The 23,216-nt window shown below is 49.0% G+C and carries 27 protein-coding genes; 19 read left to right on the forward strand and 8 right to left on the reverse strand.

Annotated features, from left to right (window positions below; translation table 11 throughout):
• Window positions 1-12 precede the first annotated feature (12 nt).
• Window positions 13-993, reverse strand: a complete 981-nt coding sequence (locus HV127_RS20180) for an IS5-like element IS5 family transposase (protein WP_042934497.1) — start codon at window positions 991-993, stop codon at window positions 13-15.
• Between the two features lie 553 nt (window positions 994-1,546).
• On the opposite strand from HV127_RS20180, the gene zntB reads away from it, so the two are divergent.
• From zntB to dbpA, 3 genes are all read left to right on the forward strand, one after another.
• The gene (gene zntB / locus HV127_RS20185) at window positions 1,547-2,530 is read left to right on the forward strand and encodes a zinc transporter ZntB (RefSeq protein WP_182238224.1); all 984 of its coding nucleotides are present in this window, start codon (window positions 1,547-1,549) and stop codon (window positions 2,528-2,530) included.
• Window positions 2,531-2,807: 277 nt separating this feature from the next.
• A complete protein-coding gene (locus HV127_RS32035; RefSeq protein ID WP_275944523.1) occupies window positions 2,808-2,993 on the forward strand; it encodes a hypothetical protein in 186 nt (61 codons plus the stop codon).
• 19 nt (window positions 2,994-3,012) lie between these two features.
• The gene (gene dbpA, locus HV127_RS20190) at window positions 3,013-4,386 is read left to right on the forward strand and encodes an ATP-dependent RNA helicase DbpA (RefSeq protein ID WP_182238226.1); all 1,374 of its coding nucleotides are present in this window, start codon (window positions 3,013-3,015) and stop codon (window positions 4,384-4,386) included.
• A 43-nt stretch (window positions 4,387-4,429) separates the two neighbouring features.
• On the opposite strand, the gene ttcA is transcribed toward dbpA, so the two are convergent.
• The 3 genes from ttcA to HV127_RS20205 all read right to left on the reverse strand — a co-directional run bounded on the left by ttcA (window position 4,430) and on the right by HV127_RS20205 (window position 7,271).
• Window positions 4,430-5,365 (reverse strand): tRNA 2-thiocytidine(32) synthetase TtcA, encoded by a 936-nt coding sequence (gene ttcA / locus HV127_RS20195; RefSeq protein ID WP_112215673.1) that lies wholly within the window; start codon window positions 5,363-5,365, stop codon window positions 4,430-4,432.
• A gap of 322 nt (window positions 5,366-5,687) precedes the next feature.
• Window positions 5,688-5,978: a Bor family protein gene (locus tag HV127_RS20200; RefSeq protein ID WP_182238228.1), complete on the reverse strand. Its 291-nt coding sequence runs from the start codon at window positions 5,976-5,978 to the stop codon at window positions 5,688-5,690.
• A 120-nt stretch (window positions 5,979-6,098) separates the two neighbouring features.
• Window positions 6,099-7,271 carry an RNA-guided endonuclease TnpB family protein gene (locus tag HV127_RS20205; RefSeq protein WP_182238230.1) on the reverse strand — a complete coding sequence of 391 codons (1,173 nt, stop codon included), beginning with the start codon at window positions 7,269-7,271 and terminating at the stop codon, window positions 6,099-6,101.
• 56 nt (window positions 7,272-7,327) lie between these two features.
• Between HV127_RS20205 and tnpA the strand changes: the two genes are divergently transcribed.
• Window positions 7,328-7,753 carry an IS200/IS605 family transposase gene (gene tnpA / locus HV127_RS20210; protein WP_182238232.1) on the forward strand — a complete coding sequence of 142 codons (426 nt, stop codon included), beginning with the start codon at window positions 7,328-7,330 and terminating at the stop codon, window positions 7,751-7,753.
• A 184-nt stretch (window positions 7,754-7,937) separates the two neighbouring features.
• Here tnpA and uspF read toward each other — a convergent pair whose 3' ends face one another.
• The 4 genes from uspF to nifJ form a co-directional block, all read right to left on the reverse strand.
• Window positions 7,938-8,372: a universal stress protein UspF gene (uspF, locus tag HV127_RS20215; RefSeq protein WP_110273437.1), complete on the reverse strand. Its 435-nt coding sequence runs from the start codon at window positions 8,370-8,372 to the stop codon at window positions 7,938-7,940.
• Window positions 8,373-8,454: 82 nt separating this feature from the next.
• On the reverse strand, window positions 8,455-8,667 hold the full coding sequence (locus HV127_RS20220) for a KTSC domain-containing protein (RefSeq protein WP_182238234.1): 213 nt from the start codon (window positions 8,665-8,667) through the stop codon (window positions 8,455-8,457).
• Window positions 8,668-8,822: 155 nt separating this feature from the next.
• Window positions 8,823-9,929: a porin OmpC gene (gene ompC / locus HV127_RS20225; RefSeq protein WP_110273435.1), complete on the reverse strand. Its 1,107-nt coding sequence runs from the start codon at window positions 9,927-9,929 to the stop codon at window positions 8,823-8,825.
• Between the two features lie 356 nt (window positions 9,930-10,285).
• A complete protein-coding gene (gene nifJ, locus HV127_RS20230) occupies window positions 10,286-13,813 on the reverse strand; it encodes a pyruvate:ferredoxin (flavodoxin) oxidoreductase (RefSeq protein ID WP_182240742.1) in 3,528 nt (1,175 codons plus the stop codon).
• A 454-nt stretch (window positions 13,814-14,267) separates the two neighbouring features.
• Between nifJ and HV127_RS20235 the strand changes: the two genes are divergently transcribed.
• From HV127_RS20235 to HV127_RS20305, 15 genes are all read left to right on the forward strand, one after another.
• Window positions 14,268-14,969, forward strand: a complete 702-nt coding sequence (locus HV127_RS20235) for a helix-turn-helix transcriptional regulator (protein ID WP_181421767.1) — start codon at window positions 14,268-14,270, stop codon at window positions 14,967-14,969.
• 432 nt (window positions 14,970-15,401) lie between these two features.
• The gene (locus HV127_RS20240; protein ID WP_182238236.1) at window positions 15,402-15,764 is read left to right on the forward strand and encodes an antitermination protein; all 363 of its coding nucleotides are present in this window, start codon (window positions 15,402-15,404) and stop codon (window positions 15,762-15,764) included.
• A gap of 77 nt (window positions 15,765-15,841) precedes the next feature.
• Complete coding sequence (locus HV127_RS20245) at window positions 15,842-16,234, forward strand: phage holin family protein (protein ID WP_139538035.1); 393 nt, start codon at window positions 15,842-15,844, stop codon at window positions 16,232-16,234.
• The gene (locus tag HV127_RS20250; protein ID WP_182238238.1) at window positions 16,224-16,496 is read left to right on the forward strand and encodes a phage holin family protein; all 273 of its coding nucleotides are present in this window, start codon (window positions 16,224-16,226) and stop codon (window positions 16,494-16,496) included. The genes HV127_RS20245 and HV127_RS20250 overlap by 11 nt, the downstream gene beginning before the upstream one ends.
• A 7-nt stretch (window positions 16,497-16,503) precedes the next feature.
• Window positions 16,504-17,046 carry a glycoside hydrolase family 108 protein gene (locus tag HV127_RS20255; protein ID WP_181482455.1) on the forward strand — a complete coding sequence of 181 codons (543 nt, stop codon included), beginning with the start codon at window positions 16,504-16,506 and terminating at the stop codon, window positions 17,044-17,046.
• An 85-nt stretch (window positions 17,047-17,131) separates the two neighbouring features.
• Complete coding sequence (locus HV127_RS20260; protein WP_182238240.1) at window positions 17,132-17,551, forward strand: hypothetical protein; 420 nt, start codon at window positions 17,132-17,134, stop codon at window positions 17,549-17,551.
• A 132-nt stretch (window positions 17,552-17,683) separates the two neighbouring features.
• A complete protein-coding gene (locus tag HV127_RS20265; protein ID WP_182238242.1) occupies window positions 17,684-18,346 on the forward strand; it encodes a phage tail protein in 663 nt (220 codons plus the stop codon).
• Between the two features lie 72 nt (window positions 18,347-18,418).
• Window positions 18,419-18,730 carry a phage tail assembly chaperone gene (locus tag HV127_RS20270; protein ID WP_110273426.1) on the forward strand — a complete coding sequence of 104 codons (312 nt, stop codon included), beginning with the start codon at window positions 18,419-18,421 and terminating at the stop codon, window positions 18,728-18,730.
• Between the two features lie 62 nt (window positions 18,731-18,792).
• Complete coding sequence (locus HV127_RS20275) at window positions 18,793-19,038, forward strand: DUF1799 domain-containing protein (RefSeq protein WP_142514322.1); 246 nt, start codon at window positions 18,793-18,795, stop codon at window positions 19,036-19,038.
• A gap of 85 nt (window positions 19,039-19,123) precedes the next feature.
• On the forward strand, window positions 19,124-20,233 hold the full coding sequence (locus HV127_RS20280; protein WP_182238244.1) for a phage tail tape measure protein: 1,110 nt from the start codon (window positions 19,124-19,126) through the stop codon (window positions 20,231-20,233).
• Between the two features lie 22 nt (window positions 20,234-20,255).
• Entirely contained in the window at window positions 20,256-20,603 is a 348-nt protein-coding gene (locus HV127_RS20285; RefSeq protein ID WP_182238246.1) for a phage tail protein, read from the forward strand.
• On the forward strand, window positions 20,600-21,352 hold the full coding sequence (locus HV127_RS20290) for a phage minor tail protein L (protein WP_182238248.1): 753 nt from the start codon (window positions 20,600-20,602) through the stop codon (window positions 21,350-21,352). Before HV127_RS20285 ends, HV127_RS20290 begins: the two co-directional genes overlap by 4 nt.
• Before the next feature lies 1 nt (window position 21,353).
• Window positions 21,354-22,076 (forward strand): C40 family peptidase, encoded by a 723-nt coding sequence (locus tag HV127_RS20295; protein ID WP_182238250.1) that lies wholly within the window; start codon window positions 21,354-21,356, stop codon window positions 22,074-22,076.
• 21 nt (window positions 22,077-22,097) lie between these two features.
• Entirely contained in the window at window positions 22,098-22,517 is a 420-nt protein-coding gene (locus HV127_RS20300; protein WP_182238252.1) for a hypothetical protein, read from the forward strand.
• 56 nt (window positions 22,518-22,573) lie between these two features.
• Window positions 22,574-23,176 carry a tail assembly protein gene (locus HV127_RS20305; protein ID WP_182238254.1) on the forward strand — a complete coding sequence of 201 codons (603 nt, stop codon included), beginning with the start codon at window positions 22,574-22,576 and terminating at the stop codon, window positions 23,174-23,176.
• The last annotated feature ends 40 nt before the right edge of the window (window positions 23,177-23,216 follow it).

Here is a 23,216-nt window from a genome sequence, read left to right on the forward strand (position 1 = left end):
TATCCCCAGTTTTTAGTGAGATCTCTCCCACTGACGTATCATTTGGTCCGCCCGAAACAGGTTGGCCAGCGTGAATAACATCGCCAGTTGGTTATCGTTTTTCAGCAACCCCTTGTATCTGGCTTTCACGAAGCCGAACTGTCGCTTGATGATGCGAAATGGGTGCTCCACCTTGGCCCGGATGCTGGCTTTCATGTATTCGATGTTGATGGCCGTTTTGTTCTTGCGTGGATGCTGTTTCAAGGTTCTTACCTTGCCGGGGCGCTCGGCGATCAGCCAGTCCACATCCACCTCGGCCAGCTCCTCGCGCTGTGGCGCCCCTTGGTAGCCGGCATCGGCTGAGACAAATTGCTCCTCTCCATGCAGCAGATTACCCAGCTGATTGAGGTCATGCTCGTTGGCCGCGGTGGTGACTAGGCTGTGGGTCAGGCCACTCTTGGCATCGACACCAATGTGGGCCTTCATGCCAAAGTGCCACTGATTGCCTTTCTTGGTCTGATGCATCTCCGGATCGCGTTGCTGCTCTTTGTTCTTGGTCGAGCTGGGTGCCTCAATGATGGTGGCATCGACCAAGGTGCCTTGAGTCATCATGACGCCTGCTTCGGCCAGCCAGCGATTGATGGTCTTGAACAATTGGCGGGCCAGTTGATGCTGCTCCAGCAGGTGGCGGAAATTCATGATGGTGGTGCGGTCAGGCAAGGCGCTATCCAGGGATAACCGGGCAAACCGACGCATGGAGGCGATTTCGTACAGAGCATCTTCCATCGCGCCATCGCTCAGGTTGTACCAATGCTGCATGCAGTGAATGCGTAGCATGGTTTCCAGCGGATAAGGTCGCCGGCCATTACCAGCCTTGGGGTAAAACGGCTCGATGACTTCCACCATGTTTTGCCATGGCAGAATCTGCTCCATACGGGACAAGAAAATCTCTTTTCTGGTCTGACGGCGCTTACTGCTGAATTCACTGTCGGCGAAGGTAAGTTGATGACTCATGATGAACCCTGTTCCATGGCTCCAGATGACAAACATGATCTCATATCAGGGACTTGTTCGCACCTTCCCTTACTGAAGTAAGTGACTGGGGTGAGCGACAAATCTGTCTGGAACAGATTTGAACGCCGTATAACGACGGCCCGCAGGGCGAGGCTCATGGATGAGCCGAGTAACAAAGCCAACGCACAAGCAACTTGAAGTATGATGGGTATAAACTTGCAAAATACACATTCTCATCTATCTTTGTTGTGCTTACGACTATGGAGGATTAAAGCATGTGTACCCATTTGCACGACAACGCTCGTCAGTACGCAGAAGAGAAAAAATGAACGGCTTCCGCTAGCCTGCCATCCCGCCAGCCTGTTTTTTGGCGGTGGCTTATAACGCGGGTTAGGCACAGTATCGCAAAGCACATCCACAACCCGCCGACGGCGGGTTCTTTTTTTCTCCCCTCCGTTTTACCTGCGAATTCAGCAGCATGCCTTGATTAACTCTTGCGTAACCGTAGTGTAAGGCTAGACTACGGAAATGTGCATGAGTTTACGGAGGTCCAGTGGACGCCATTAAGGGATCGGAACTGAACGTGCCGGATGCCGTTTTTGCATGGGTATTCGACGGGCAGGGCGGCGTTAAAACGCTGGCCGACAGCGATACCATCGATAAAGAGCATCCTTGCTGGCTGCATCTCAATTATACCCATGTTGATAGTGCGGAATGGCTGGCCTCAACGCCGCTGCTGCCCAATAACGTACGTGATGCGCTATCCGGGGAGAGCACTCGTCCCCGGGTTACGCGGATTGGTGATGGGGCGCTGATCACGCTGCGCTGTATCAACGGCAGTACCGATGAGCGGCCAGACCAACTGGTGGCAATGCGCCTTTATATGGATGAGAGTTTAATCGTCTCGACCCGGCAGCGTAAAGTCCTGGCGCTGGACGATGTGCTTGGCGATTTACGAGAGGGTAATGGTCCGACAGACGGCGGCAGCTGGCTGGTAGACGTTTGCGATGCTCTGACCGATCATGCGAGCGAGTTTATCGAGCAGCTTCACGATCGCATTATCGATCTGGAAGATGACCTCCTGGATCAGCAGGTGCCGCCGCGCGGTTTTCTGGCGCTGTTGCGTAAACAGCTTATCGTCATGCGCCGCTATATGGCTCCGCAGCGGGATGTCTATGCAAGGCTTGCCAGCGAACGTCTGCCGTGGCTAACCGATGACCAGCGGCGGCGGATGCAGGATATTGCCGAGCGCCTGGGACGCGGGCTTGATGAGATTGATAGCTGCATTGCTCGCACGGCGATTATGAGCGATGAGATAGCACAGATTATGCAGGAGTCGCTATCGCGCAGAACCTACACGATGTCGCTGATGGCGATGGTCTTTCTACCCAGCACCTTTTTAACCGGGCTGTTTGGCGTCAACCTCGGCGGCATTCCAGGCAACAGCTGGCATATGGGTTTTTCTATTTTTTGCATAATGTTAGTTGTTCTCATTGGCGGTGTTACATGGTGGTTGCATCGTAGTAAATGGCTGTAAAGAATCGCCTTTTTTCATAATGATGATGGTGAAAACCCGGCAATGTTTGAGCGAAATCAATAAACCACCTACCCATTCAGGGCAATATCTCTCTCGCAGGTGAATGCAACGTCAAGCGATGGGCGTTGCGCTCCATATTGTCTTACTTCCTTTTTTGAATTACTGCATAGCACAATTGATTCGTACGACGCCGACTTTAATGAGTCGGCTTTTTTTTGCGCTCTGTTTGTCAGCTTCTACGCTTAATTGGTGTACCCGCCCATAACCGGGAGTCAATATGCGTTATCAGCCACTGAACTCAATACCTATCTCACCTGAACCTAACGACCCGGTTCCGGTGCCCGATCCCAGACCGCGACCGCATCCGTTACCTGATCCTCCGCCTGACGATGAACCGATTAAATTGTCGCATCGCGAGCGGAGATCTGCGAGGATACGCGCCAGCAGATTGTCCGCCCTTTAATGTAATGCGAGAAATAATTGTGACCGCTTTTTCTACTCTGAATGTTTTGCCCGCCGCCCAGCTAGATAACCTGAATGAACTGGGATATCTCTCGATGACTCCGGTTCAGGCGGCGGCTTTGCCCGCGATTTTGGCCGGTAAAGATGTGCGCGTGCAGGCGAAAACCGGCAGCGGTAAAACGGCGGCATTTGGCCTCGGATTACTCCAGCATGTTGATGCGTCGCTGTTCCTGACGCAGTCGTTGGTGTTGTGCCCGACGCGTGAACTGGCGGATCAGGTCGCAGGTGAACTGCGCCGTCTGGCGCGCTTCCTGCCAAACATTAAAATTTTAACTTTGTGCGGTGGGCAGCCTTTTGGCGCGCAGCGTGATTCGCTACAGCATGCGCCGCATATTATCGTTGCCACGCCGGGGCGTTTACTCGATCACCTGCAAAAAGGCACCGTGTCGCTGGATGCCCTGCAAACGCTGGTGATGGATGAGGCAGACCGCATGCTGGATATGGGGTTTAGCGACGCCATTGACGAAGTGATCCGCTTTGCTCCGGCTTCGCGCCAGACGTTGCTGTTTTCTGCCACCTGGCCGCAAGCTATCGCGGCGATTAGCGGTCGTGTGCAGAACAATCCGCAGACCATTGAAATTGATGCCGTTGATGCCATTCCGGCTATCGAACAACAGTTCTTTGAAACTTCGCAACACGGCAAAATCGCGCTGCTGCAAAAGCTACTGAGTCAGCATCAGCCCGCCTCATGCGTGGTGTTCTGTAACACTAAAAAAGATTGTCAGGCCGTTTGCGATTCCCTGAACACTGCCGGACAAAGCGCACTGTCGCTGCATGGCGATCTTGAACAGCGCGATCGTGACCAGACGCTGGTGCGTTTTGCCAACGGTAGCTCGCGCGTGCTGGTGGCGACAGATGTTGCCGCTCGCGGATTAGATATCAAGTCGCTGGAGCTGGTGGTGAACTACGAACTGGCCTGGGATCCGGAAGTTCACGTGCATCGTATTGGTCGTACTGCCCGTGCCGGTGAAAGTGGCCTGGCAATCAGCCTCTGCGCGCCGGAAGAGGCGCAGCGCGCGAATATTCTCGCAGAAATGCTGCAAATAAAGCTGAACTGGATGAACGGTCCGGTAAATAGCAACATTGTGCCGCTACAGGCGGAAATGGCGACGTTGTGTATTGATGGCGGTAAAAAGGCCAAGATGCGCGCGGGCGATGTGCTGGGAGCGTTAACGGGTGATATCGGTCTTGATGGTGCGGACATCGGTAAAATTAACGTCCATCCGGCGCATGTTTACGTTGCCGTTCGTCAGGGCGTGGCGCATAAGGCGTTTAAGCAACTGCAAAACGGTAAAATCAAAGGTAAAGCCTGCCGGGTTCGTCTGCTGAAATAAGCGTTGAAAACGCGTCTCAGGCTGTGGCCTGAGACGCTCGTCATTATTTAACTTCCACCACGTTCAGACGCAGCTCATCGAGCTGTGCTTCGTCTTCTTCCGGTTGCCAGCCCGCAGGCTGCATCGGGATCTCTTCGCGATCGAATGCCAGATCGCCGCCGTCAACCACAGCCGAACCGTGGTTAATCCCTTTAAAGTCGAAAAGGTTGGTATCGCTGAGGTGAGATGGCACCACGTTTTGCATCGCGCTGAACATCGTTTCGATGCGTCCCGGATAGCGTTTATCCCAGTCGCGTAGCATATCACCAATCACCTGACGCTGAAGGTTAGGCTGTGAACCGCACAGGTTACACGGAATGATCGGGAACTCTTTCGCCTGAGAGAAGCGCTCGATATCTTTTTCGCGGCAGTAGGCCAGCGGGCGGATAACGATATGCTTGCCATCATCGCTCATCAGCTTCGGCGGCATGCCTTTCATCTTCCCACCGTAGAACATATTGAGGAACAGCGTTTGTAAGATGTCGTCGCGGTGGTGGCCCAGGGCGATTTTGGTCGCGCCCAGCTCCGTGGCAGTACGATAGAGGATTCCGCGGCGCAGACGAGAGCACAGCGAGCAGGTGGTTTTGCCTTCCGGGATTTTTTCTTTAACGATGCCGTAGGTGTTCTCTTCAACAATTTTGTATTCAACACCCAACTGCTCAAGATATTCCGGCAGGATATGCGCTGGGAAGCCCGGCTGTTTTTGATCGAGGTTTACCGCGACCAGCGAGAAGGAAATCGGCGCGCTTCTTTGCAGATTACGCAGGATTTCCAGCATGGTGTAGCTGTCTTTGCCACCGGAAAGGCAGACCATAATACGGTCGCCTTCCTCAATCATATTGAAATCGGCGATAGCCTCACCGACGTTGCGACGCAGGCGCTTTTGCAGCTTGTCGATGTTGTATTTTTCTTTCTTGCTAATTTCTTGATTTTGCAGCATTTAATAGTGGCTCAATTCATAGTGTGGCATACGTACCCTGACAGCGGTTGGCTGAGGATAACGATGAATTCGGTCTAACATCTACTCATTTGTATTTAGGTTGTAGAAAGGCGGCAAGCCAGGGCGGCTTGAGGGCGAAATGAACATCGCCAGCGCGTCTACACCTGAATGATGATGAGTAAAAAGTGTGGCGTGTATGGTACGGATTAGCGAGGAATATGTCAGCACATTTAAGGCAATTTAATCCGCCGGGAGTAAATATAGCAGGGCTTTGTGGCGTAGGTAAAACCGGCAGGCATCAGGCGATCCCTGCCGCAGGCGATTATTTAGCGCAATAGACGCGCGCTTCACGCGGGGTATAAATACCCAGAGTCACGAAACCCAGCAGGCCATTAACAAAAGTCTGTTGAACTTCGGTACGGACGACTTTGTCCGCGCCGCCGCACACTTTAGCTGCGTCGATTTGTTTGGCCTGGCCAATTCCGCTAACAAAGAAGTGGTGGGTGGTGACTTGCTGAGGCTGAACGGTAACGCCAGGATTTACCGTAAAGCTCTGCTGGGCGCAGCCAGAAATAGCGGTTGCGGCTAAAACTACCATCATTAACTTTTTCATATCATCCCTATAATTGTTGTATAACAAACCCTCATTGGGGAGAGGGATTTTATACAGAAAAAAGAGAAAGTAACAACTTAGTGACTGCTCCTCACCGTAAACGGCGAGGCTTCCCACTTCTCAGGCCGCAACCGTCTGTGTGACGGATTTACGCTGGCCTCCATGGGCAGATTGCACGACGAGTCCCGCCGCACATAATTCCAGTATGCCCTTACGTTCGATGTTAATCGCCGCATTAATATCCCGGTCATGTTCTACGTCGCATTCGGGGCATTGCCATATGCGCTTATATAGCGGCATTTCTGGCATTTTATATCCGCAGCAATGACAGGTTTTAGAGCTGGCGAACCATTGATCCAGTTTCACCAGATGTACACCTTTCTCTGCTGCTTTATATTCCAGTTTGGTGATGAATCCAGCCCAACCCGCATCTCCAATAGCGCGTGCCAGATTGTGGTTTTTCATCATATTGGTTGATTTTAATGTCTCTACAATTACCGCTTGGTTTTCGTCAACAATTGCGCGAGAAAGTTTGTGTTGAAAATCAGCACGGGCATTGGCTATCCGCTCATGGACGCCAGCAAGTTGTATACGGGCTTTCCGTCGGTTTGCACTGCCTTTTTTCCTACGGGATAACGCTTTATGTTTTCGTCGTAGATTGCGACTGGCATTTATGAGATGGCGAGGATTGTTAACCTTGCCACCGTCTGATTTGATGGCGTAATGGCTCAACCCCATATCAAGACCGGTGATATGGGTTATCAAAGATGGTTTTTCTTGTACTTCGATCCCATCATCACAGAGTAACGCCGCGTAGTATTTGCCGGTTGCGCTGCGACTCAACGTGATACTTTTCAGCGTACCCGTAATTTCACGATGTAAACGCGCTTCAATCGGCGAGATTTTCGGGATTTTGATCGCACCATCAAAGACTTTGATACCAACACAATGATAGCTCGATTGTCTGCCATGCTTGCGTTTGAACGCAGGGAAGCGAGTCTTTAGTTTCGGATTGAAAAAGTTGGAAAAGGCCACGTCGAGATTAATCACCGCCTGCTGCAAAGCAATAGAATCATATTCTTTAAGCCATCCATATCTGCGGGATTTTTTCGCTACTGCAAGCAGTGGTTTCAGATCTTTATGGGGGCTTAAACTCACTCCGTGCCGCTGGTAAACCTGTTTTTTGATGTACAGAGCTTTGTTGTACACAAAACGAACCGCGCCGAACTGAGTATTGAGAAACTCAGCCTGTTGCGATGTCGGGTAGATGCGTACTTTAGTAGCTCTTAACAAAGTCAGTGCTCATTAATATAATCTTTTTATTTTATCAACTTAATGGAATATATCAATTGAGTGATCAAGATGATTTATTGGAAGGTTTCCTCCGCAAGCGGCACAGTGTCAGTAAACTGGTTGTGCATCTTATTTTTACGACAAAGTATCGACGCAAGCTATTCGACGAACAGATAATCGCTCAGTTGCGCGAGGCTTTTGGCTCCGCTGCGGCAAAACTTGAATGTGAACTTATTGAAATGGATGGGGAACCAGACCATGTGCATTTACTTGTTGCTTATCCGCCAAAACTGGCTGTCAGTATAATGGTCAATAATTTGAAATCAGTATCATCACGTCTGCTACGCCAGCAGAACACACATTTACGAATGCAGAGTAAAACGGGGCTTTTGTGGTCAAGATCGTACTTTGTCTGTAGCACTGGAGGAACAACGATTGAAATGCTCAGAGCCTACGTTCAGAGTCAGTCAACGCCTGATTGATCAAAGCCCTTCGGGTTTTTCGCCTTATATCCCCGCCCGCATTGGGCGAAGGTTTACGGCGTTTTTTGCTAAATTTAATAGCATGTGAACAAATAGTCATAATATCAGCCGATATATAACGATAATTCACGGCTTAGGGTGCGGAATAAAGACAAAAAGCCCGCACGATGGCGGGCTAAGAGGGTTAACGCACGACCAGCACCGAACACTCGGCGTGGCGCACGACGGCGGCGGCGTTAGAGCCCAGCAGATAGGTGGTAATATCGGGACGGTGCGAAGAGATAATCACCAAGTCTGCGGGTAGCGATTTCGCCATCGCGAGGATTTTATCCTTCGGCGAACCTTCCGTAATGTGGAAATGGATGCGGTCTTCCGGGATATTAAACTTACTCACAATTTCCTTCAGCCGTGATTCAGATTCCGCTTTCAGGTCATCCATCGCAGGTAGCTCAGCGGTGTAGGCCATTCCCAGCGAAGCGTAATAGGGCAGGGAGGGAATGACGGTCAGGAAATGCACCTCGGCATCATCGATTCTGGCTTCTGCTTCAACATGCTTGATAACGCGGTCAGTTAATTCTGTATCGGAAATATCGATGGGCACAAGAATCATTCTGTTCATAAAACCTCCTGTTTAAGTAACCACTAAAAGTGTAGGCCATCCAGGCGATTATTGTACATTGACCACAATCACACTTTTACTATCAGGTGCAGCGGCGTTCGGTAAATTTACCTTTGATGACGCCATCGTAAAAACGACCTTTAGAAACAACTTGCAGGAAATTACGGTAAATACGCGGCGGGACACCGATATACTGCAGCGTTTGGTTATCGCGAAAGCGTATTTCAAGAATGCCAGAGGACTCGTCGTAGGCGACGGAGGTGATTCGGGAAGATTTTACGGGCTGATGATTCATAACGGGCGTCCTCTACGGCTACGGCAGTTCTTGATAGCAATATATCATTCATCGGACGACTATTTTAAGGCATTAGATATATTGTTTTGATTTGACTGTGGCTGTTGGAGGGGGAAGAGAAGGAGAGAGCCCGCCGTTGCCAGCGGGCCTTAACATTAGAACTGGTAAACCAGGCCCAATGCTACAACGTCATCAGTAGAGATGCCTCTGTTAGAATAGAAGCTGTCGTCTTCGTCCAGCAGGTTGATTTTGTAATCAACGTAGGTAGACATATTACGGTTGAAGTAATAGGTTGCGCCGACATCAGCATATTTCACCAGGTCTTTGTCGCCATCGGTATTGCTCAGGTCTTTACCTTTAGACATCAGGAAAGAAACCGCCGGGCGCAGACCGAAGTCGAACTGATACTGAGCGGTCACTTCAAAGTTCTGCGTTTTGTTCGCGACGCCGTTACCGTTGCCGTACGGAGTCATGTTGCGAGTTTCTGAATACATGGTTGCCAGATAGATGTTGTTGGCATCATATTTCAGGCCAGTCGTCCATGCTTCAGCTTTGTCGCCTCCGGCAGTGGTCTGGGTCATCTGATCGTTGGTACGGTCAGAAGAGGTGTAAGCGGCAGCGGCGCTAATACCCATACCGAAATCATAAGAAGTAGACAGACCAAAGCCGTCGCCATTCGCGTTGCGCACGCTGCGGTCGCCGTTGTTGGTGCCTTCGCCGCTACCGGCGTTTTCATTTTTACCCTGATACTGCAGGGCGAAGTTCAGACCGTTAACCAGACCGAAGAAGTCATTGTTACGGTAGGTTGCTACGCCGTTGGCGCGGCCAGCCATGAAGTTGTCAGCCTGAGAGTAGGAGTCGCCACCGAACTCTGGCAGCATATCGGTCCAACCTTCCACGTCGTACAGCACGCCATAGTTACGGCCGTAATCGAATGAACCGTAGTTAGCGAATTTCAGACCAGCAAACGCCAGACGGGTCCAGGACTGGTTGTCAGCCCCTTCGGTGTTGTTCGCCTGGACGTTGTATTCCCACTGACCGTAACCGGTCAGTTGATCGTTAATCTGGGTTTCGCCTTTGAAGCCAAGACGAACGTAAGATTGATCGCCATTTTTAGAAGAGTCATCAGAGAAATAATGCAGACCGTCTACTTTGCCATAGAGGTCCAGTTTATTTCCGTCTTTATTATAAATCTCAGCGGAATGAGCAGCGCCAGCAGCTAATAATGCCGGGATAACGAGGGCCAGTACTTTTCTTTTCATTTAGACAATCCTTTAGCTGTTTTTGTTTTAGCTTCCTCAAGGGAAGTGAACTCATGCTAAAGGAGCGAGTTAATATATGGTAAGCATCAATTGTTACGATATAAGTAAAATCTAAAACAAATAATACGAATGAAATGATGATAATTATAGTGAATGATTTTACTGAAAGCATATAAAATAAAAATTATACACATCAATATTAATGTCGTATTATCCGCCCGTTATATGCCTTTATTGTCATCCAAAAATTTTTTTTGCTGCCATCCGTTCCTGAGAATGGTTTTTATTGGTCGGTTAAATGACAAGCCCGAATTGATATTCGGGCTTTTTTTATATGCTGAAAAAACGTCCGCGGTTTAACTTTCCGTCGCTGGCTTTTCCGCCTTACCGGCCAGCTGCGCGAGGAAGTCGTAGCGTTTTTGCAGATCTTTCGTTGCATCCTTCCACAACTGCTCCGCCACTTCCGGCTGCTGTGCATTCAGGCGACGGAAACGCTGCTCGTTAAGCAACGTTTCTGCTAACGCATCTGACGGTGGACGGGAGTCAAGCGCCAGCGGAAGTTTACCCTCATCCGCACGACGCGGATCAAAGCGGTACAGCGGCCAGAATCCGGTTGCGGTCAACTGGCGCATCTGGTCGTGACTCAGGGCCAGATCGTAACCGTGCTCCTCGCAAGGACTGTAGGCGATAATCAGCGACGGTCCCGGATAAGCCTCTGCTTCCTGAATCGCTTTCACCGTCTGGTTAAGCTGAGCGCCCAGTGAAATCTGCGCGACGTACACATGGCCGTACATCATCATGCTCACGCCGAGATCTTTACGCGATTTGCGCTTACCGTGCTCACCAAACTTAGTGACCGCGCCCAGTGGGGTAGCCTTCGAGGCCTGGCCGCCGGTATTGGAGTAGCATTGGGTATCGAGCACCAGAATATTGACGTTTTCGGTCAGGCTCAGCACGTGGTCAAGACCGCCAAAGCCGATATCATAGGCCCAGCCGTCACCACCAATCAGCCAGATGGATTTCTCCACCAGCGCATCGGCGTCGGTTAACAGCTCCTTCGCCCCCTCTTCATTTGCCAGAACCTTACGCAGTTCGGCGACCTGTTCACGGCGTACCTCAGGCGTTGCTTCTGCATACAACGCGTCGTTCAGCTCTGCCGGAAGCTTACCGGAAAACTCTGACAGCAGACGCATCACGCGCTGACGATGCTGATCGACGGTAAGGCGGAAGCCTAAGCCAAATTCGGCGTTATCCTCGAACAACGAGTTGGCCCACGCCGGGCCGCGACCGTTGGCATCGGTGGTGTACGGTGTGGAAGGCAGGTTACCGCCATAGATAGATGAACAGCCCGTAGCGTTGGCGATTAACATCCGATCGCCGTACAGCTGAGTCAGCAGTTTGATATACGGCGTTTCGCCGCAGCCGGAGCAGGCCCCGGAGTATTCGAACAGCGGGCTAATCAGCTGCGACGTTCGGATATCAATACGTTCCAGCTTGCTGCGGTCAATTTCCGGCAGATTGAGGAAGTAGTCATAATTCACTTTCTCTTCTTCAACATGCTCAAGGCGTGACATCATATTGATGGCCTTGATTTCCGGGTTTTGCCGGTCTTTCGCCGGGCACACTTCGACGCACAGATTACAACCGGTGCAATCTTCCGGCGCCACCTGCAATACATATTTCTGTCCGCGCATATCGCGGGACTTCACATCCAGAGAGTGCAGGCTGGCCGGAGCGTTTTCCATCGCTTCCGGGGAGATAACTTTAGCGCGAATAGCCGAGTGCGGGCAGGCGGCGACGCAGTGGTTACACTGAGTACAAAGCTCCTCTTTCCAGATCGGGATCTCTTCGGCGATGTTGCGTTTTTCCCAACGGGTAGTGCCCATCGGCCAGGTGCCATCCGGTGGTAGAGCGGAAACCGGCAGCGCATCGCCGAGTCCGGCCAGCATCGCGGCGGTCACCGTTTTGACAAAGTCTGGCGCGGCATCGGACACCACCGGCGGGCGATTCGGGCTGTTGCCATCGACCGGCTGTAACGGCACTTCCGCCAGCGACTCGCGGGCCATCGCCAGCGCCTGCCAGTTGCGTTCGACCAGTTCCTGACCTTTGCTGCTGTAGCTTTTGGCGATAGCGCCCTGCAATTCCGCCAGCGCGCTATCGCCCGGCAGAATTTGTGTCAGATGGAAAAACGCCATCTGCATAACGGTGTTAATACGCGCGCCGAGGCTGCATTCGCGGGCGATTTTTGCCGCATTGACGATATAGAACCGCGCTTTTTTCTGATTCAACGTCGCCTGCACTTCCTGCGGCAGACGAGACCAGGCTTCATCAGCGCTGTAAGGTGTGTTGAGCAGGAAAATGCCGCCAGGCTTCAGACGTTCGACCATCTGATACTTGTCGATAAACTGGAGCTGATGACAGCCGACGAAGTCCGCCTGTGAAATCAGATAAGAAGAACGAATCGGCTTCTCGCTAACACGCAGGTGTGAAACCGTCAGGCCGCCGGCTTTTTTTGAGTCATAGACGAAATAGCCCTGCGAGAACCACGGCGTTGAGTTGCCGATAATCTTGATATTATTTTTGGTGGCCGAGACGCTGCCGTCGCTGCCGAGTCCGTAGAACAACGCTTCCAGCTTGGCTTCCGACGGCAGGGTATTTTCCACCAGCGGCAGGGAAAGGTTGGTAACGTCGTCATAGATGCCGACGGTAAAGCGCGGTTTCGGTTTGGCGGCGCTCAGTTCGCTGAAGATCGCCAGCACGCACTCCGGGCCGAACTCTTTGGAGGATAGCCCATAACGACCGCCGATGGTGCGCGGCAGAGTTTCGCGCTCGCCGCGATTGAAGGCTTCCGCCAGGGCGGTCATCACGTCGAGATACAGCGGTTCTGCCTGAGCCCCAGGTTCTTTAGTGCGGTCCAGAACTGCGACGGCGCGGGCGCTTTCCGGCAGGGCTTCCAGCAGATGAGCGGCGGAGAAGGGGCGGTAAAGACGCACTTTCAGCACGCCGACTTTTTCGCCACGGTTCAGCAGTTCTTCAACCACTTCTTCACAGGTACCAATGGCTGAGCCCATGATCACAATGACGCGTTCTGCCTGCGGATGGCCGTAGAACTCAAACGGCTTGTACTGGCGTCCGGTGGCGGCGGCGAAATCGTTCATGGCGGTTTCGACATGATCGTAGACCGCGTCGTACCACGGGTTAGTTGCTTCGCGGGATTGGAAGTAAGTATCCGGGTTGGCGGAGGTACCGCGGATCACCGGATGTTCCGGATTCAGCGCGCGCTGGCGATGTTCGTCAATTTTATCCTGCGGCAGCAGGCTACGAAGGGTATCGTCGGCCAGCGGGGCGATTTTATTGATTTCGTGCGAGGTGCGAAAACCATCGAAGAAATGAATAAATGGCACCCGGCTTTGCAGCGTGGCGATATGCGAAATCAGGGCAAAATCCTGCGCTTCCTGGACGCTGCTGGCGCAGAGCATCGCGCAGCCGGTCTGGCGCACAGCCATCACATCAGAGTGATCGCCGAAGATAGAGAGCGCGTGGGTTGCCACGGTGCGGGCTGCGACGTGCAGAACAAACGGCATCAGTTGGCCTGCCAGTTTGTACAGCGTCGGGATCATCAGCAGTAAACCCTGCGATGACGTAAAAGAGGTCGAGAGGGCGCCGGTTTGCAGCGCCCCGTGTACGGCACCAATTGCACCGGCTTCCGACTGCATTTCGACGACGCGGGGAACGTCGCCCCAGACGTTTTTCAGCCCGTTGCCAGCCCAGGCGTCCGCCTGTTCCGCCATCGTGGAGCTGGGCGTAATCGGGTAGATGGCGATAACTTCACTGGTGCGAAACGCGACTGAGGCGGCCGCACCATTACCGTCGATAGTGATCATATTCAATACTCACATTGCTTAATGTTTGATAAATATAAAATTTATGCTCAAGGACACTCCCTGAGCATTTGCTTATGTTTTTCTTGCAACCCGACATCAGCGCAACCTTACAGGATTCTTATCAATTCATTTTTGACGAGCGCTGTGTTACCCCGTTTGCGACTGCTTGTTTTAGTATAGACGCCAAAGAACCAGGCTTTTTTGATCTCCAGGCGCTACAAAATCCATAAGTTAGATAAATTAGTTCAGCTTGAGCATAGAGACTCGCGTATGGACGACACCCTACACCAAAATTGAGTGCGCCATTTTTCCATAAGTAGCAATGTTGCCGATTTTCGTTCGGCACCAGGAAGATGATGAAGCGTGGACATTGATGAAAATTACCTGTAGGTAATTTTATGAGTGTTTGCTATATTTTGCCCATCTGATGGTAAATGACGTTAAAATCGCTCCTATGGACAAATACGAAACCCGGCGGCAACGCCTGCTCTATATCCGCGATAATTTATGTGGCGGAAAAGCCGTTGATGTGGCCCGAACCATTGGTCGGGAGCCTTCTTATGTCTCACGGATGCTCTACCCCGAAGGTAAGAAGCAAAAGAAAAGGATAGCTGACGAGATGGTCGAACTTATTGAATCTTCATTCAATCTGCCGCGTGGATGGATGGACGGTATTACCGGGAGTATTGATAGCGTGGGTGAACGAGTGGAAAATTCACCACAGATACAATACGTTATTGAAGTTCTGGATGCACAAGCCAGCGCCGGACCCGGTTGTATTGTCTCAAGTGAAGTTGATGAAACCGTCAGCAGTATCACCTATGACTCCGTCGGCGCGCTCAGGCTTTTTGGTAACCGGCCCGCAGAGCATATCAAAGTGATCACGGTATCCGGCGATAGCATGTCAGGCACGATTGAAACTGGCGATTACATCTTTATTGATGTATCGAAAGATTACTTCGAAGGTGACGGCATCTATGTCTTCTCATTTAAAGGCGCGGTGCTGGTAAAACGTCTCCAGTTCACTGCCGATGGCCTGCTTGTGCATTCAGATAACAGCAAATATGCCGACTGGACGATTGGCGAAAGCCATGAACAATATCTGAAAATTATCGGCCGCGTTATCTATAGCCACAGCGTTAAACGCTTCGTGTAAATGCAGCCATCTGCACGTCAGGCGTGCAGATGCGTCGTGTCAAAGTCTTGTTGAGAATGTTCCACGGGCTCCGCTATCAGGGTTGCTTAGGCCATCGCATAGGCAACACTTGCACTCTTCCATCTCCTTTACGACTTTCCCGTCAAATGAGTTACGCATAAAAATCCCTTTTTTTCATGCAATTACAATTTTTAATAAAAAAATATACCCAGGGGTATTTATTTTTGAGTAACCTTAAGGTATCTTTGTTCTATCAACACGATTTACCTCAATCATCCTGATGATGAGATACAACGATTCAGTAATGAATCTACGTGGCTGAAAAGCCAGTTTCCTCAAATAATGAACTTTGGGATGGGGTTTTCAATAAGGCTCGTTTAAGCCAATGTCTCCGCTATGACCTTACCACCAAAGATCATTAAGGAGGCCATAATGTCCCGTCGAACCGCGTTTAAGGGTTCTGCAGCAGGCCGACGCCGTGAACGTCGCTCGCACTTGCAAAATCCTGAAGCCCTTACTGCAGACGTTCTGCATCGACCGACGCCTGGTCGCGCTCAGATTCAGGCCAAAGGAGTACATCATACGCCGGACTCTATTGATAACGCTGTGCCTATAAAATTTATTGCTCAGGATGTCATCTGGCAACGTGAAGAATACAAACGCCAAATTGAGCGAGCGGCAATTATTTATCAACAAGAGTTCGGGCATAAATATATAGAATCCGCTGATTATCTTTGCCATCGGGCGATCTATGCACTTGGTTTACAAAAAAGAAAGAAAATAACGGCGAGGTAACCGTAGTGTAAGTATGAAAAATTATTCTGCACTTCGGTATTCATCATCATCACTCACAGTGAAAGAAGGGAGGGTAAATGTCCGATCCTGTTTCCGGTACATCGCTAGTTGTTGCTGGTGGATTAATGGGAGCTGGTATGTTTGGGTTGGTAACAGGTATTGATTATGGCGTTGTTTTTGGGGCTTTTGCTGGTGCGGTATTTTATGTGGCAACTGCGGTAAATATTACCCGCTTTAGATTGGCCGCTTATTTCATGACTTCCTTTATTGTTGGTGTCCTGGGAGCCGGGTTAATCGGGACGAAACTGGCATCCTGGACAGGGTATAGTGAAAGGCCATTAGACGCGCTGGGCGCGGTGCTGATATCTGCACTTATTATTAAGATCCTCACGTTTCTGAATAATCAAGAACTAACCGATTTGTACAAAATATTAACCCGGCATAATAATGAGCGTCCGAATGGAAAATGACCTTCCTGCGCTGGTTAATTCAGTTCTCTGCGCTTTTATTACCCTGAATTTGATGTTTTATCGCCGTGCACAGCTCAGGAGATATCGGCCATGGGTATCGTGTACAGCATATTTACTCGTGATTACCTATGCCAGCATACCGTTTCGCTATTTGTTCGGATTATATGAGTCAACCCACTGGTTGGTTGTTGTAGTCAATTTTTTCGTTTTTATGGCTGTATTTCGTGCGAAAGGGAATATTGCACATTTAATTGATAAATGAGGCATGTATGAACAAAGATGACATTTTTAATACCATTTTGGATAAGGAGGGCGGTTATGTAAATCATCCGGATGATAAAGGTGGGGCGACAAACTGGGGAATTACTCAGGTGACCGCCCGGGCCCATGGCTATGATGGCGATATGCGAAAGCTGACGCGTCAGCGAGCGCTGGATATTCTCAATGCTGACTACTGGATTGCGCCCCGGTTTGATCAGGTTGCTGACATATCTGCCACTATCGCTGAAAAGTTGTGTGATGCCGGTGTCAATATGGGACCGTCATTACCGAGCAAGTGGCTTCAACGATGGCTAAATGCTTTTAATCATCGCGGAATGCTCTATCCGGATCTCATATCGGATGGAGTTATTGGCCCCAGAACCTTAAATGCGTTGAGTCTTTACCTTATCCGCAGAGGGAAAGAGGGAGAGAACGTATTACTTCGAGCACTGAATTGTAGCCAGGGACAGTATTATCTGGAGCTGGTTGAAAAGTATGATTCCAATGAATCATTTGTATATGGCTGGTTGAAGGCGAGAATAGCTATGTAATATTTAATGACGAACCTCTGAATGCGATTAACTCAAATATTTTACTACTATAATTAGTACCGTAACTGTCACCTGGAGAAAATAAATGTATACATCTAATGATTTAACTCTTTCAATGTTTTACTCATCCACTGTTGCTGAGGACAAAGGGAATAGAATTGTAACGCTCACTGTTCAAACTGTTGGGCCATCCGCGGAGATTCTACAAATCAGTAAGCTGCATTGCATTACTGATGAAAACAAAACGAAGCATTATAGTATTGGCGAGCAGTTCATTGCTAATGGCTCCGATCCTCTTCTGACTTCGATCGAAAGTTGGTGCCGTGATAACTCAGCAACTTTAATTCAAGAGTTAATGCTTGAAGTTATGGAGTTTATTTTTAGTAATGTTAACCAAAATGCGACGTGGATTGGGCAGTATGGTATGAAGGTTTTTGAAAATGAACCAGTAACAAAACGCATCCCTGATAGCGTATTGCACAATGGCAGCTCCGAAAACTCATAATAAATTAACAGGGAAAATAGTTTTGGTTTTAAAACGTGATAATTATGATGCATAACAATAAGTCATAATTAAACAAACTGATTTTTATAAAGTACATCCTAAAATTTAAATATCAATAATGGAGATATTATTATGGCTTTTGCTCTGCCTAATGGCTCGACCGTTTTTGTTGGCTCCGGCCTGAGTAATCCAGTTTCAGTCAGTACGGTTTCTAATGCCGAAGGGGCTATTTTTACCGTTGCTGAAAATCATAACCTTAAGGTTGATGATGTCGTGCTTATTTCTTCGGGATGGGGACTTATCGATGGTTTAGTTGCCAGAATCACCGCGCAAACAACGAATAGCGTAACCATTTCGGTTGTTAACTCTAGCGACAGGAATTTTTTCCCTGCTCATGCCGGTAGCGGGAAATTACAGAAAATCACTGAGTGGACTGAGATTCCACAGATTACGGAAGTCGCGCAATCAGGTGGTGAACAGCAGTATGCACAGGTACAGTTTCTGGCAGACGATCGCCAGCGTAATATTGGTACTTTTAAGGCGGCTAAAAATCAAACCTTCACGTTAGCCCATGATGCTTCATTAGCAATCTACAACGTGTTAAGCATGGCGGATCGTTATGGCCAAATTTTACCGCTACGCATGTTTGTTCCGAATGCGAAAGAGTACCGCTATTGGTCCGGTATTCCGTCGTTTGATCCGCAACCGGTGACGGCTGTGAATAGTGTTGAAACCGTACAAGTCGCGTTTTCCATTCACTCGCGGGATATTACCTTCTACAAATCGGAAGATTAATCATTTTCCTTATCTGCAGAACACAAAATAAATTCGATTAGGCTCCTGCGGGAGCCTTTTTTAAGGGTACTTATGAGCGCTATCTTCAAATTACAACCTAAACCTGTTTTTAAAGCGGATGTCATTATTCCCCGTGCTGGTGAAGACGACGGAGTACTGAATTTTACATTTAAGCATCGGCCAATAAAAGAGCTGGCAGAGCTTGAAAATATTGACGAGAAAACCGCCAGTGATTTTTTACTGGAGATCGTCGACGACTGGGCATTATCTGAACCCTGTACGCGAGAAAATATGGGAACACTGATAGATAACTATCCGGGGGCGGTTAAAGCAATAATGACCACCTATTATCAGGAGCTGACGGGGAATCGCGAAAAAAACTGATTGCGGTTGCCTCTGCATTCTATACGCCTGAACCATCAGCGGATGAGCTTAGCGCATTCGGTCTGACAGCCGAAGACTATGACGATGTTGTTATCAACGTCTGGCCTGATATCTGGCCTGCATTTGTGGTTTTTCGCGCGGCCAGCACGCAGTGGCGCACCAGCCCGGGAGGGGTCATCGGTCTGGATTATAATGTCCTAGCATGGCTCATGAGGGTTTATGATGTAGCTGACGAGGTAACCGCAATAAACGATCTTCAGATAATGGAACGGGTGGCGTTGAATATCCTGAATAAACTACAGAACTAGTTAGGATTTTCATCGGAAGGATGTTCTATTTATTAATCAAATTAAATCAGGCTATCGCCTGGTTTATTCTTTCAGGAGAAAGTCAATGGCGGGTGATACAACAATAACACTGCGCATGAATAACAGTGAGCTGGAAAAAAGCAACCGACTTCTGGATCAATATCAACAGAAAGTCACTGTTGCCAGCCGTAAAAGTGAAGAGTTTAATAAGACTTTTCGTGCTGCAACAGATATCCAGAAAAAGCATACGGATGGCCTGAAAAGGTTAATGCAGACGTTACCCCTTCCTCCAGCCAGAATGGGGCCAATACTTCAGGATATGGTAAAGAAATCTGAGGATGAGACCTACAATATCACGTCAGGTCCTAAAAGCTATTGGGATTCACTGGCGGGAATAGGTGGCCCTCCAAAAAAAGATGTGGGTAATACGCCAAAAATTTTTCTGCCAGGCGCAATTATGGAAGAGCGTTCTGACGATGATCAGGAAAAAGGGGGGAAGAGCGATTGGCTCGGCGGTTTAATGGCAGGGGCCAAAGAGGCGTGGGATAAATTCCTTAAGGATGGAGAAAACGTTCATGGCAAGCTTAAGGATTTAGCTAAAGACGCTTTTAGCTCAATGGGAAACTCGCTGGTGGAATATATAACCACAGGAAAGGCGAATTTTAGTGATTTCCTGATGACCTTTCTGAAAGGGACTCTGAAGATGCTTAGCCAATTATTGTTGGTAAAAGCCATGCAGGCTTCCTTTAACGCGATGTCGAATTCCGGCATCGGTTGGGTAGCATCCATCGGTAAAGTTTTCACTGGCCATTCCGGAGGCGGATATACCGGAGACGGTGGTAAATATGAGCCAAGAGGGATTGTTCATGGCGGCGAATTTGTTTTTACCAAAGAGGCGACCTCGGCGATAGGGATTGGCAATCTTTACGCCATGATGCGCGGCGCGCAGGGGTATGCGGGCGGCGGTTATGTGGGAACGGCATCGATGCAAGGACTGGGTTCTTCTGGTGCTGGGCCACTTACTATTCAGACCTCAGTACTTATTCAGAATCAGAGTTCAGAACCGCAATCGACCGACAATAATGGCGCGGTGAATCGCGCCTGGCAGCAGACTATCGACCGTTCAGTTCGTGCTGGCGTGGCGAATGAATTGAGGCCGGGTGGCCTTATTTGGAATGCAAATCACGCGCGTTAATTTTTTGATTCCCGGAGATGATATGGCAATAGAAACTTTTACCTGGCGAACGCAAATACAAGCGGGTTTGCAAGGAGATTTTAATTTTAACGTCCGTGAGGCTAGTTTTGGTGATGGCTACCAGCAGATCGTGGGCGATGGTATTCATTCTGAAAAACAAACCTGGCCGGTGACATTAACTGGCGAAAAGGAAGAGATATTAGCGGTACTCGAGTTTATGCGCCGCCATGTAACGAAGTCGTTTATCTGGGATTCACCAATGGGTGAGTCTGGACTTTATCGCGTCAGCCCCGACTCATTAAAGCTTTCACCGTTATCAAGTCAGGTCATGACGGTAACCGCCACATTTAACCAGGCATATGCACCATGATTACAGCTGATTATCAAAAACTTGAACCAGGGAATGAAATACGCTTGCTGGAGATTGATGGCAGCGTCTTTGGAATGGATGATGTTTTATATTTCCACGGACACAATATCGCTCATAGCGAGGCCGAGATTCTGGCAGCGGGCGGCGATGAGACTCGTTTACCTGCCAAACCCATTTGGTGGCAAGGAAATGAATATATGCCATGGCCTTGTATTATTGAAGGTATTGAGTCTACCACCAGCGGTCGGGACGCGCAGCCATCGCTTAAGGTGGCAAATATTGATGCCTCAATTACTGCTCTGTGTCTTTATTACGATGATCTGGTTCAGGCGAAGGTTACGGTGCACGATACTTTGGCAAAATATCTTGATGCACGTAATTTTCCTGAGGGGAATGCGGCTGCCGATCCCACGCAGGAAAAAAGAAAGGTCTTTTTTATTGATGCCAAAAGTGAAGAAACGAATGAAGCGATTGAGTTCACTCTTGCCAGCCCAATGGATTTGCAAGGGATCATGATCCCAACTCGCCAGCTACATTCTATTTGTACCTGGTGTATCAGAAACAAATACCGCAGTGGTGATGGTTGTGATTATACCGGTCAGCGATATTTTGATAAAAATAATATACCTGTTACCGATCCGGCGCTGGATGTCTGCAACGGTACTTTATCAGCCTGTAAATTACGCTTTGGTGAAGACAACGAGCTACCTTTTGGTGGTTTCCCCGGCACGTCTTTAATTCGGAGCTAATATGCGCCAGAAGGTTATCAGGGCTATTCAGGAGCATGCCCGGCAGGAGTATCCTCGTGAGTGCTGCGGTGCGATTGCGCAAAGAGGAAGGGTAGAACGCTATTTTCCCTGCCGTAATATTGCTGACGATCCACAAGAGCATTTTGTCCTTGCGCCGGAGGATTATGCTCAGACAGAGGATTGGGGTACCGTCACGGGGATTGTGCACAGCCACCCTGATGCTACGACCCAGCCAAGCGAATTGGATAAGGCTCAGTGTGACGCGATGTTGCTACCCTGGCATATCTTTAGCTGGCCGGAAGGTGATCTCCGCACGATTTATCCTCGGGAGGAACTGCCGTTACTGGAGCGCCCGTTTGTTCTTGGCCACTATGATTGCTGGGGATTGGTAATGAGTTATTTTCGCCAGCAGCATGGTGTCGAGTTGACGGATTATCGTGTGGATTATCCGTGGTGGGAAGATGACTACCCTGATAACTTTTACCATGATTGCTGGTATGAATGCGGATTTCGCGATTTTTCTGGCCAGCTGCAGCCCGGTGATATGATTATCATGCAGGTGCAGGCGAATAAATGGAATCACGCAGGTATTCTGCTGGAGGGAAATATGCTACTACATCATCTGTATGGTCACTTGAGTCAGCGGGTACCTTACGGTGGATACTGGCAGGAAAGAACGGTGAAGGTTTTGCGTTATAAATCGTTATGTTCGTTTGTTGTTTAAGTCCAGGAAGGAGACAGATAAATGAAAAAACTACTGCTTATCATGGCAATCGTTGGTTTAACAGGGTGTGCCACGTCGGCTGTGTCACTTGATAAAGCAAAATTAGTACCAAAAGAGAGGTTGTTTTTTTATCAGGAACCATTATCAAATGGTGCAAGGCTTACAGTTGTGCGTGATTCTGGTTTGTTGGGTAGCGCATGTTTCTATGGTTTTTATATATCAGGTAAAAGAGTTGCTAGTCTTGATATTGGTGAACGTGCAGATTTTTACATTCCAGCTGGTGAATGGATGCTTGGATATAGAGAAGAAGGTGGTATTTGCAATACAAACCGACCTTTAACTGAACGCGAGTTATATATAAAAGAAAATCAACATAAAGGCGTGAGACTTTTCCAAGCGCCGGAAGATGAAGGCGATATTAAGCCTATCTCTGTTAAATAATTTTGTTTAATCACTTAATGAATGACTATGTGAATAGTCATTCTGTGAGGCTATTTATGCAAGAACAAACAATAAAAATAGAGTTTGGAGGGGTTCTCGGTAAAAAATTCGGGAAAACTCATGTTAAACAAGTAAAAACAACATCTGAAGCAATAAGAGCACTTTGTTGTACCATTCCAGGGTTTGAAAAATTTCTTAATGATAGTAAATCAAAGGGATTAACGTATGCGATTTTTAAGGGGAAGAGAAATCTTAATAAGGATGATTTAATCTTTCCAGTAATAGATGATGTTATACGAATTATCCCTGTTGTTATAGGAAGTAAGAAAGCAGGTTTGTTGCAAACTATTTTAGGGGCGGTTTTGGTCGTTGTAGGGGTACTCGGAAGTACAATCGGCCAGGCGTGGGGAGGTGGTGCTTGGGGGCCTGTGGCGTGGAAGTTGGGGGCATCAATGATGCTTGGCGGCGTTCTTCAGATGCTCTCACCTCAGGTACCCGGATTAGCCAGCAAGCAGTCTGGCGAAAATAAAGCTTCTTATGCCTTCGGTGGCGTGACTAATACAGCGGCACAGGGATATCCGGTTCCACTGTTATATGGTAGGCGGCTTATCGGTGGCGCAATTATTTCGGCTGGAATTTATGTAGAAGACCAGCAGTAAAATATCCGGTCCCTCTCTTTTTCTGGCCACCTTCGGGTGG

It is taken from the genome of Klebsiella sp. RHBSTW-00215, assembly GCF_014103785.1.
In the GTDB taxonomy this organism is placed as follows: Bacteria; Pseudomonadota; Gammaproteobacteria; order Enterobacterales; family Enterobacteriaceae; genus Klebsiella.

Excerpts from the sequence above, each read along its gene's own strand:
- HV127_RS20260 (WP_182238240.1), top strand. The coding sequence starts at position 17,132 with ATGTATACATCTAATGATTTAACTCTTTCAATGTTTTACTCATCCACT.
- HV127_RS20300 (WP_182238252.1), top strand. The coding sequence starts at position 22,098 with ATGAAAAAACTACTGCTTATCATGGCAATCGTTGGTTTAACAGGGTGT.
- HV127_RS32035 (WP_275944523.1), top strand. The coding sequence starts at position 2,808 with ATGCGTTATCAGCCACTGAACTCAATACCTATCTCACCTGAACCTAAC.
- HV127_RS20200 (WP_182238228.1), bottom strand. The coding sequence starts at position 5,978 with ATGAAAAAGTTAATGATGGTAGTTTTAGCCGCAACCGCTATTTCTGGC.
- HV127_RS20270 (WP_110273426.1), top strand. The coding sequence starts at position 18,419 with ATGAGCGCTATCTTCAAATTACAACCTAAACCTGTTTTTAAAGCGGAT.
- HV127_RS20250 (WP_182238238.1), top strand. The coding sequence starts at position 16,224 with ATGGAAAATGACCTTCCTGCGCTGGTTAATTCAGTTCTCTGCGCTTTT.
- HV127_RS20285 (WP_182238246.1), top strand. The coding sequence starts at position 20,256 with ATGGCAATAGAAACTTTTACCTGGCGAACGCAAATACAAGCGGGTTTG.
- HV127_RS20240 (WP_182238236.1), top strand. The coding sequence starts at position 15,402 with ATGTCCCGTCGAACCGCGTTTAAGGGTTCTGCAGCAGGCCGACGCCGT.
- ttcA (WP_112215673.1), bottom strand. The coding sequence starts at position 5,365 with ATGCTGCAAAATCAAGAAATTAGCAAGAAAGAAAAATACAACATCGAC.
- HV127_RS20290 (WP_182238248.1), top strand. The coding sequence starts at position 20,600 with ATGATTACAGCTGATTATCAAAAACTTGAACCAGGGAATGAAATACGC.
- HV127_RS20245 (WP_139538035.1), top strand. The coding sequence starts at position 15,842 with ATGTCCGATCCTGTTTCCGGTACATCGCTAGTTGTTGCTGGTGGATTA.
- HV127_RS20255 (WP_181482455.1), top strand. The coding sequence starts at position 16,504 with ATGAACAAAGATGACATTTTTAATACCATTTTGGATAAGGAGGGCGGT.
- HV127_RS20295 (WP_182238250.1), top strand. The coding sequence starts at position 21,354 with ATGCGCCAGAAGGTTATCAGGGCTATTCAGGAGCATGCCCGGCAGGAG.
- HV127_RS20235 (WP_181421767.1), top strand. The coding sequence starts at position 14,268 with ATGGACAAATACGAAACCCGGCGGCAACGCCTGCTCTATATCCGCGAT.
- uspF (WP_110273437.1), bottom strand. The coding sequence starts at position 8,372 with ATGAACAGAATGATTCTTGTGCCCATCGATATTTCCGATACAGAATTA.
- nifJ (WP_182240742.1), bottom strand. The coding sequence starts at position 13,813 with ATGATCACTATCGACGGTAATGGTGCGGCCGCCTCAGTCGCGTTTCGC.
- ompC (WP_110273435.1), bottom strand. The coding sequence starts at position 9,929 with ATGAAAAGAAAAGTACTGGCCCTCGTTATCCCGGCATTATTAGCTGCT.
- HV127_RS20305 (WP_182238254.1), top strand. The coding sequence starts at position 22,574 with ATGCAAGAACAAACAATAAAAATAGAGTTTGGAGGGGTTCTCGGTAAA.
- HV127_RS20280 (WP_182238244.1), top strand. The coding sequence starts at position 19,124 with ATGGCGGGTGATACAACAATAACACTGCGCATGAATAACAGTGAGCTG.
- HV127_RS20220 (WP_182238234.1), bottom strand. The coding sequence starts at position 8,667 with ATGAATCATCAGCCCGTAAAATCTTCCCGAATCACCTCCGTCGCCTAC.
- HV127_RS20180 (WP_042934497.1), bottom strand. The coding sequence starts at position 993 with ATGAGTCATCAACTTACCTTCGCCGACAGTGAATTCAGCAGTAAGCGC.
- HV127_RS20265 (WP_182238242.1), top strand. The coding sequence starts at position 17,684 with ATGGCTTTTGCTCTGCCTAATGGCTCGACCGTTTTTGTTGGCTCCGGC.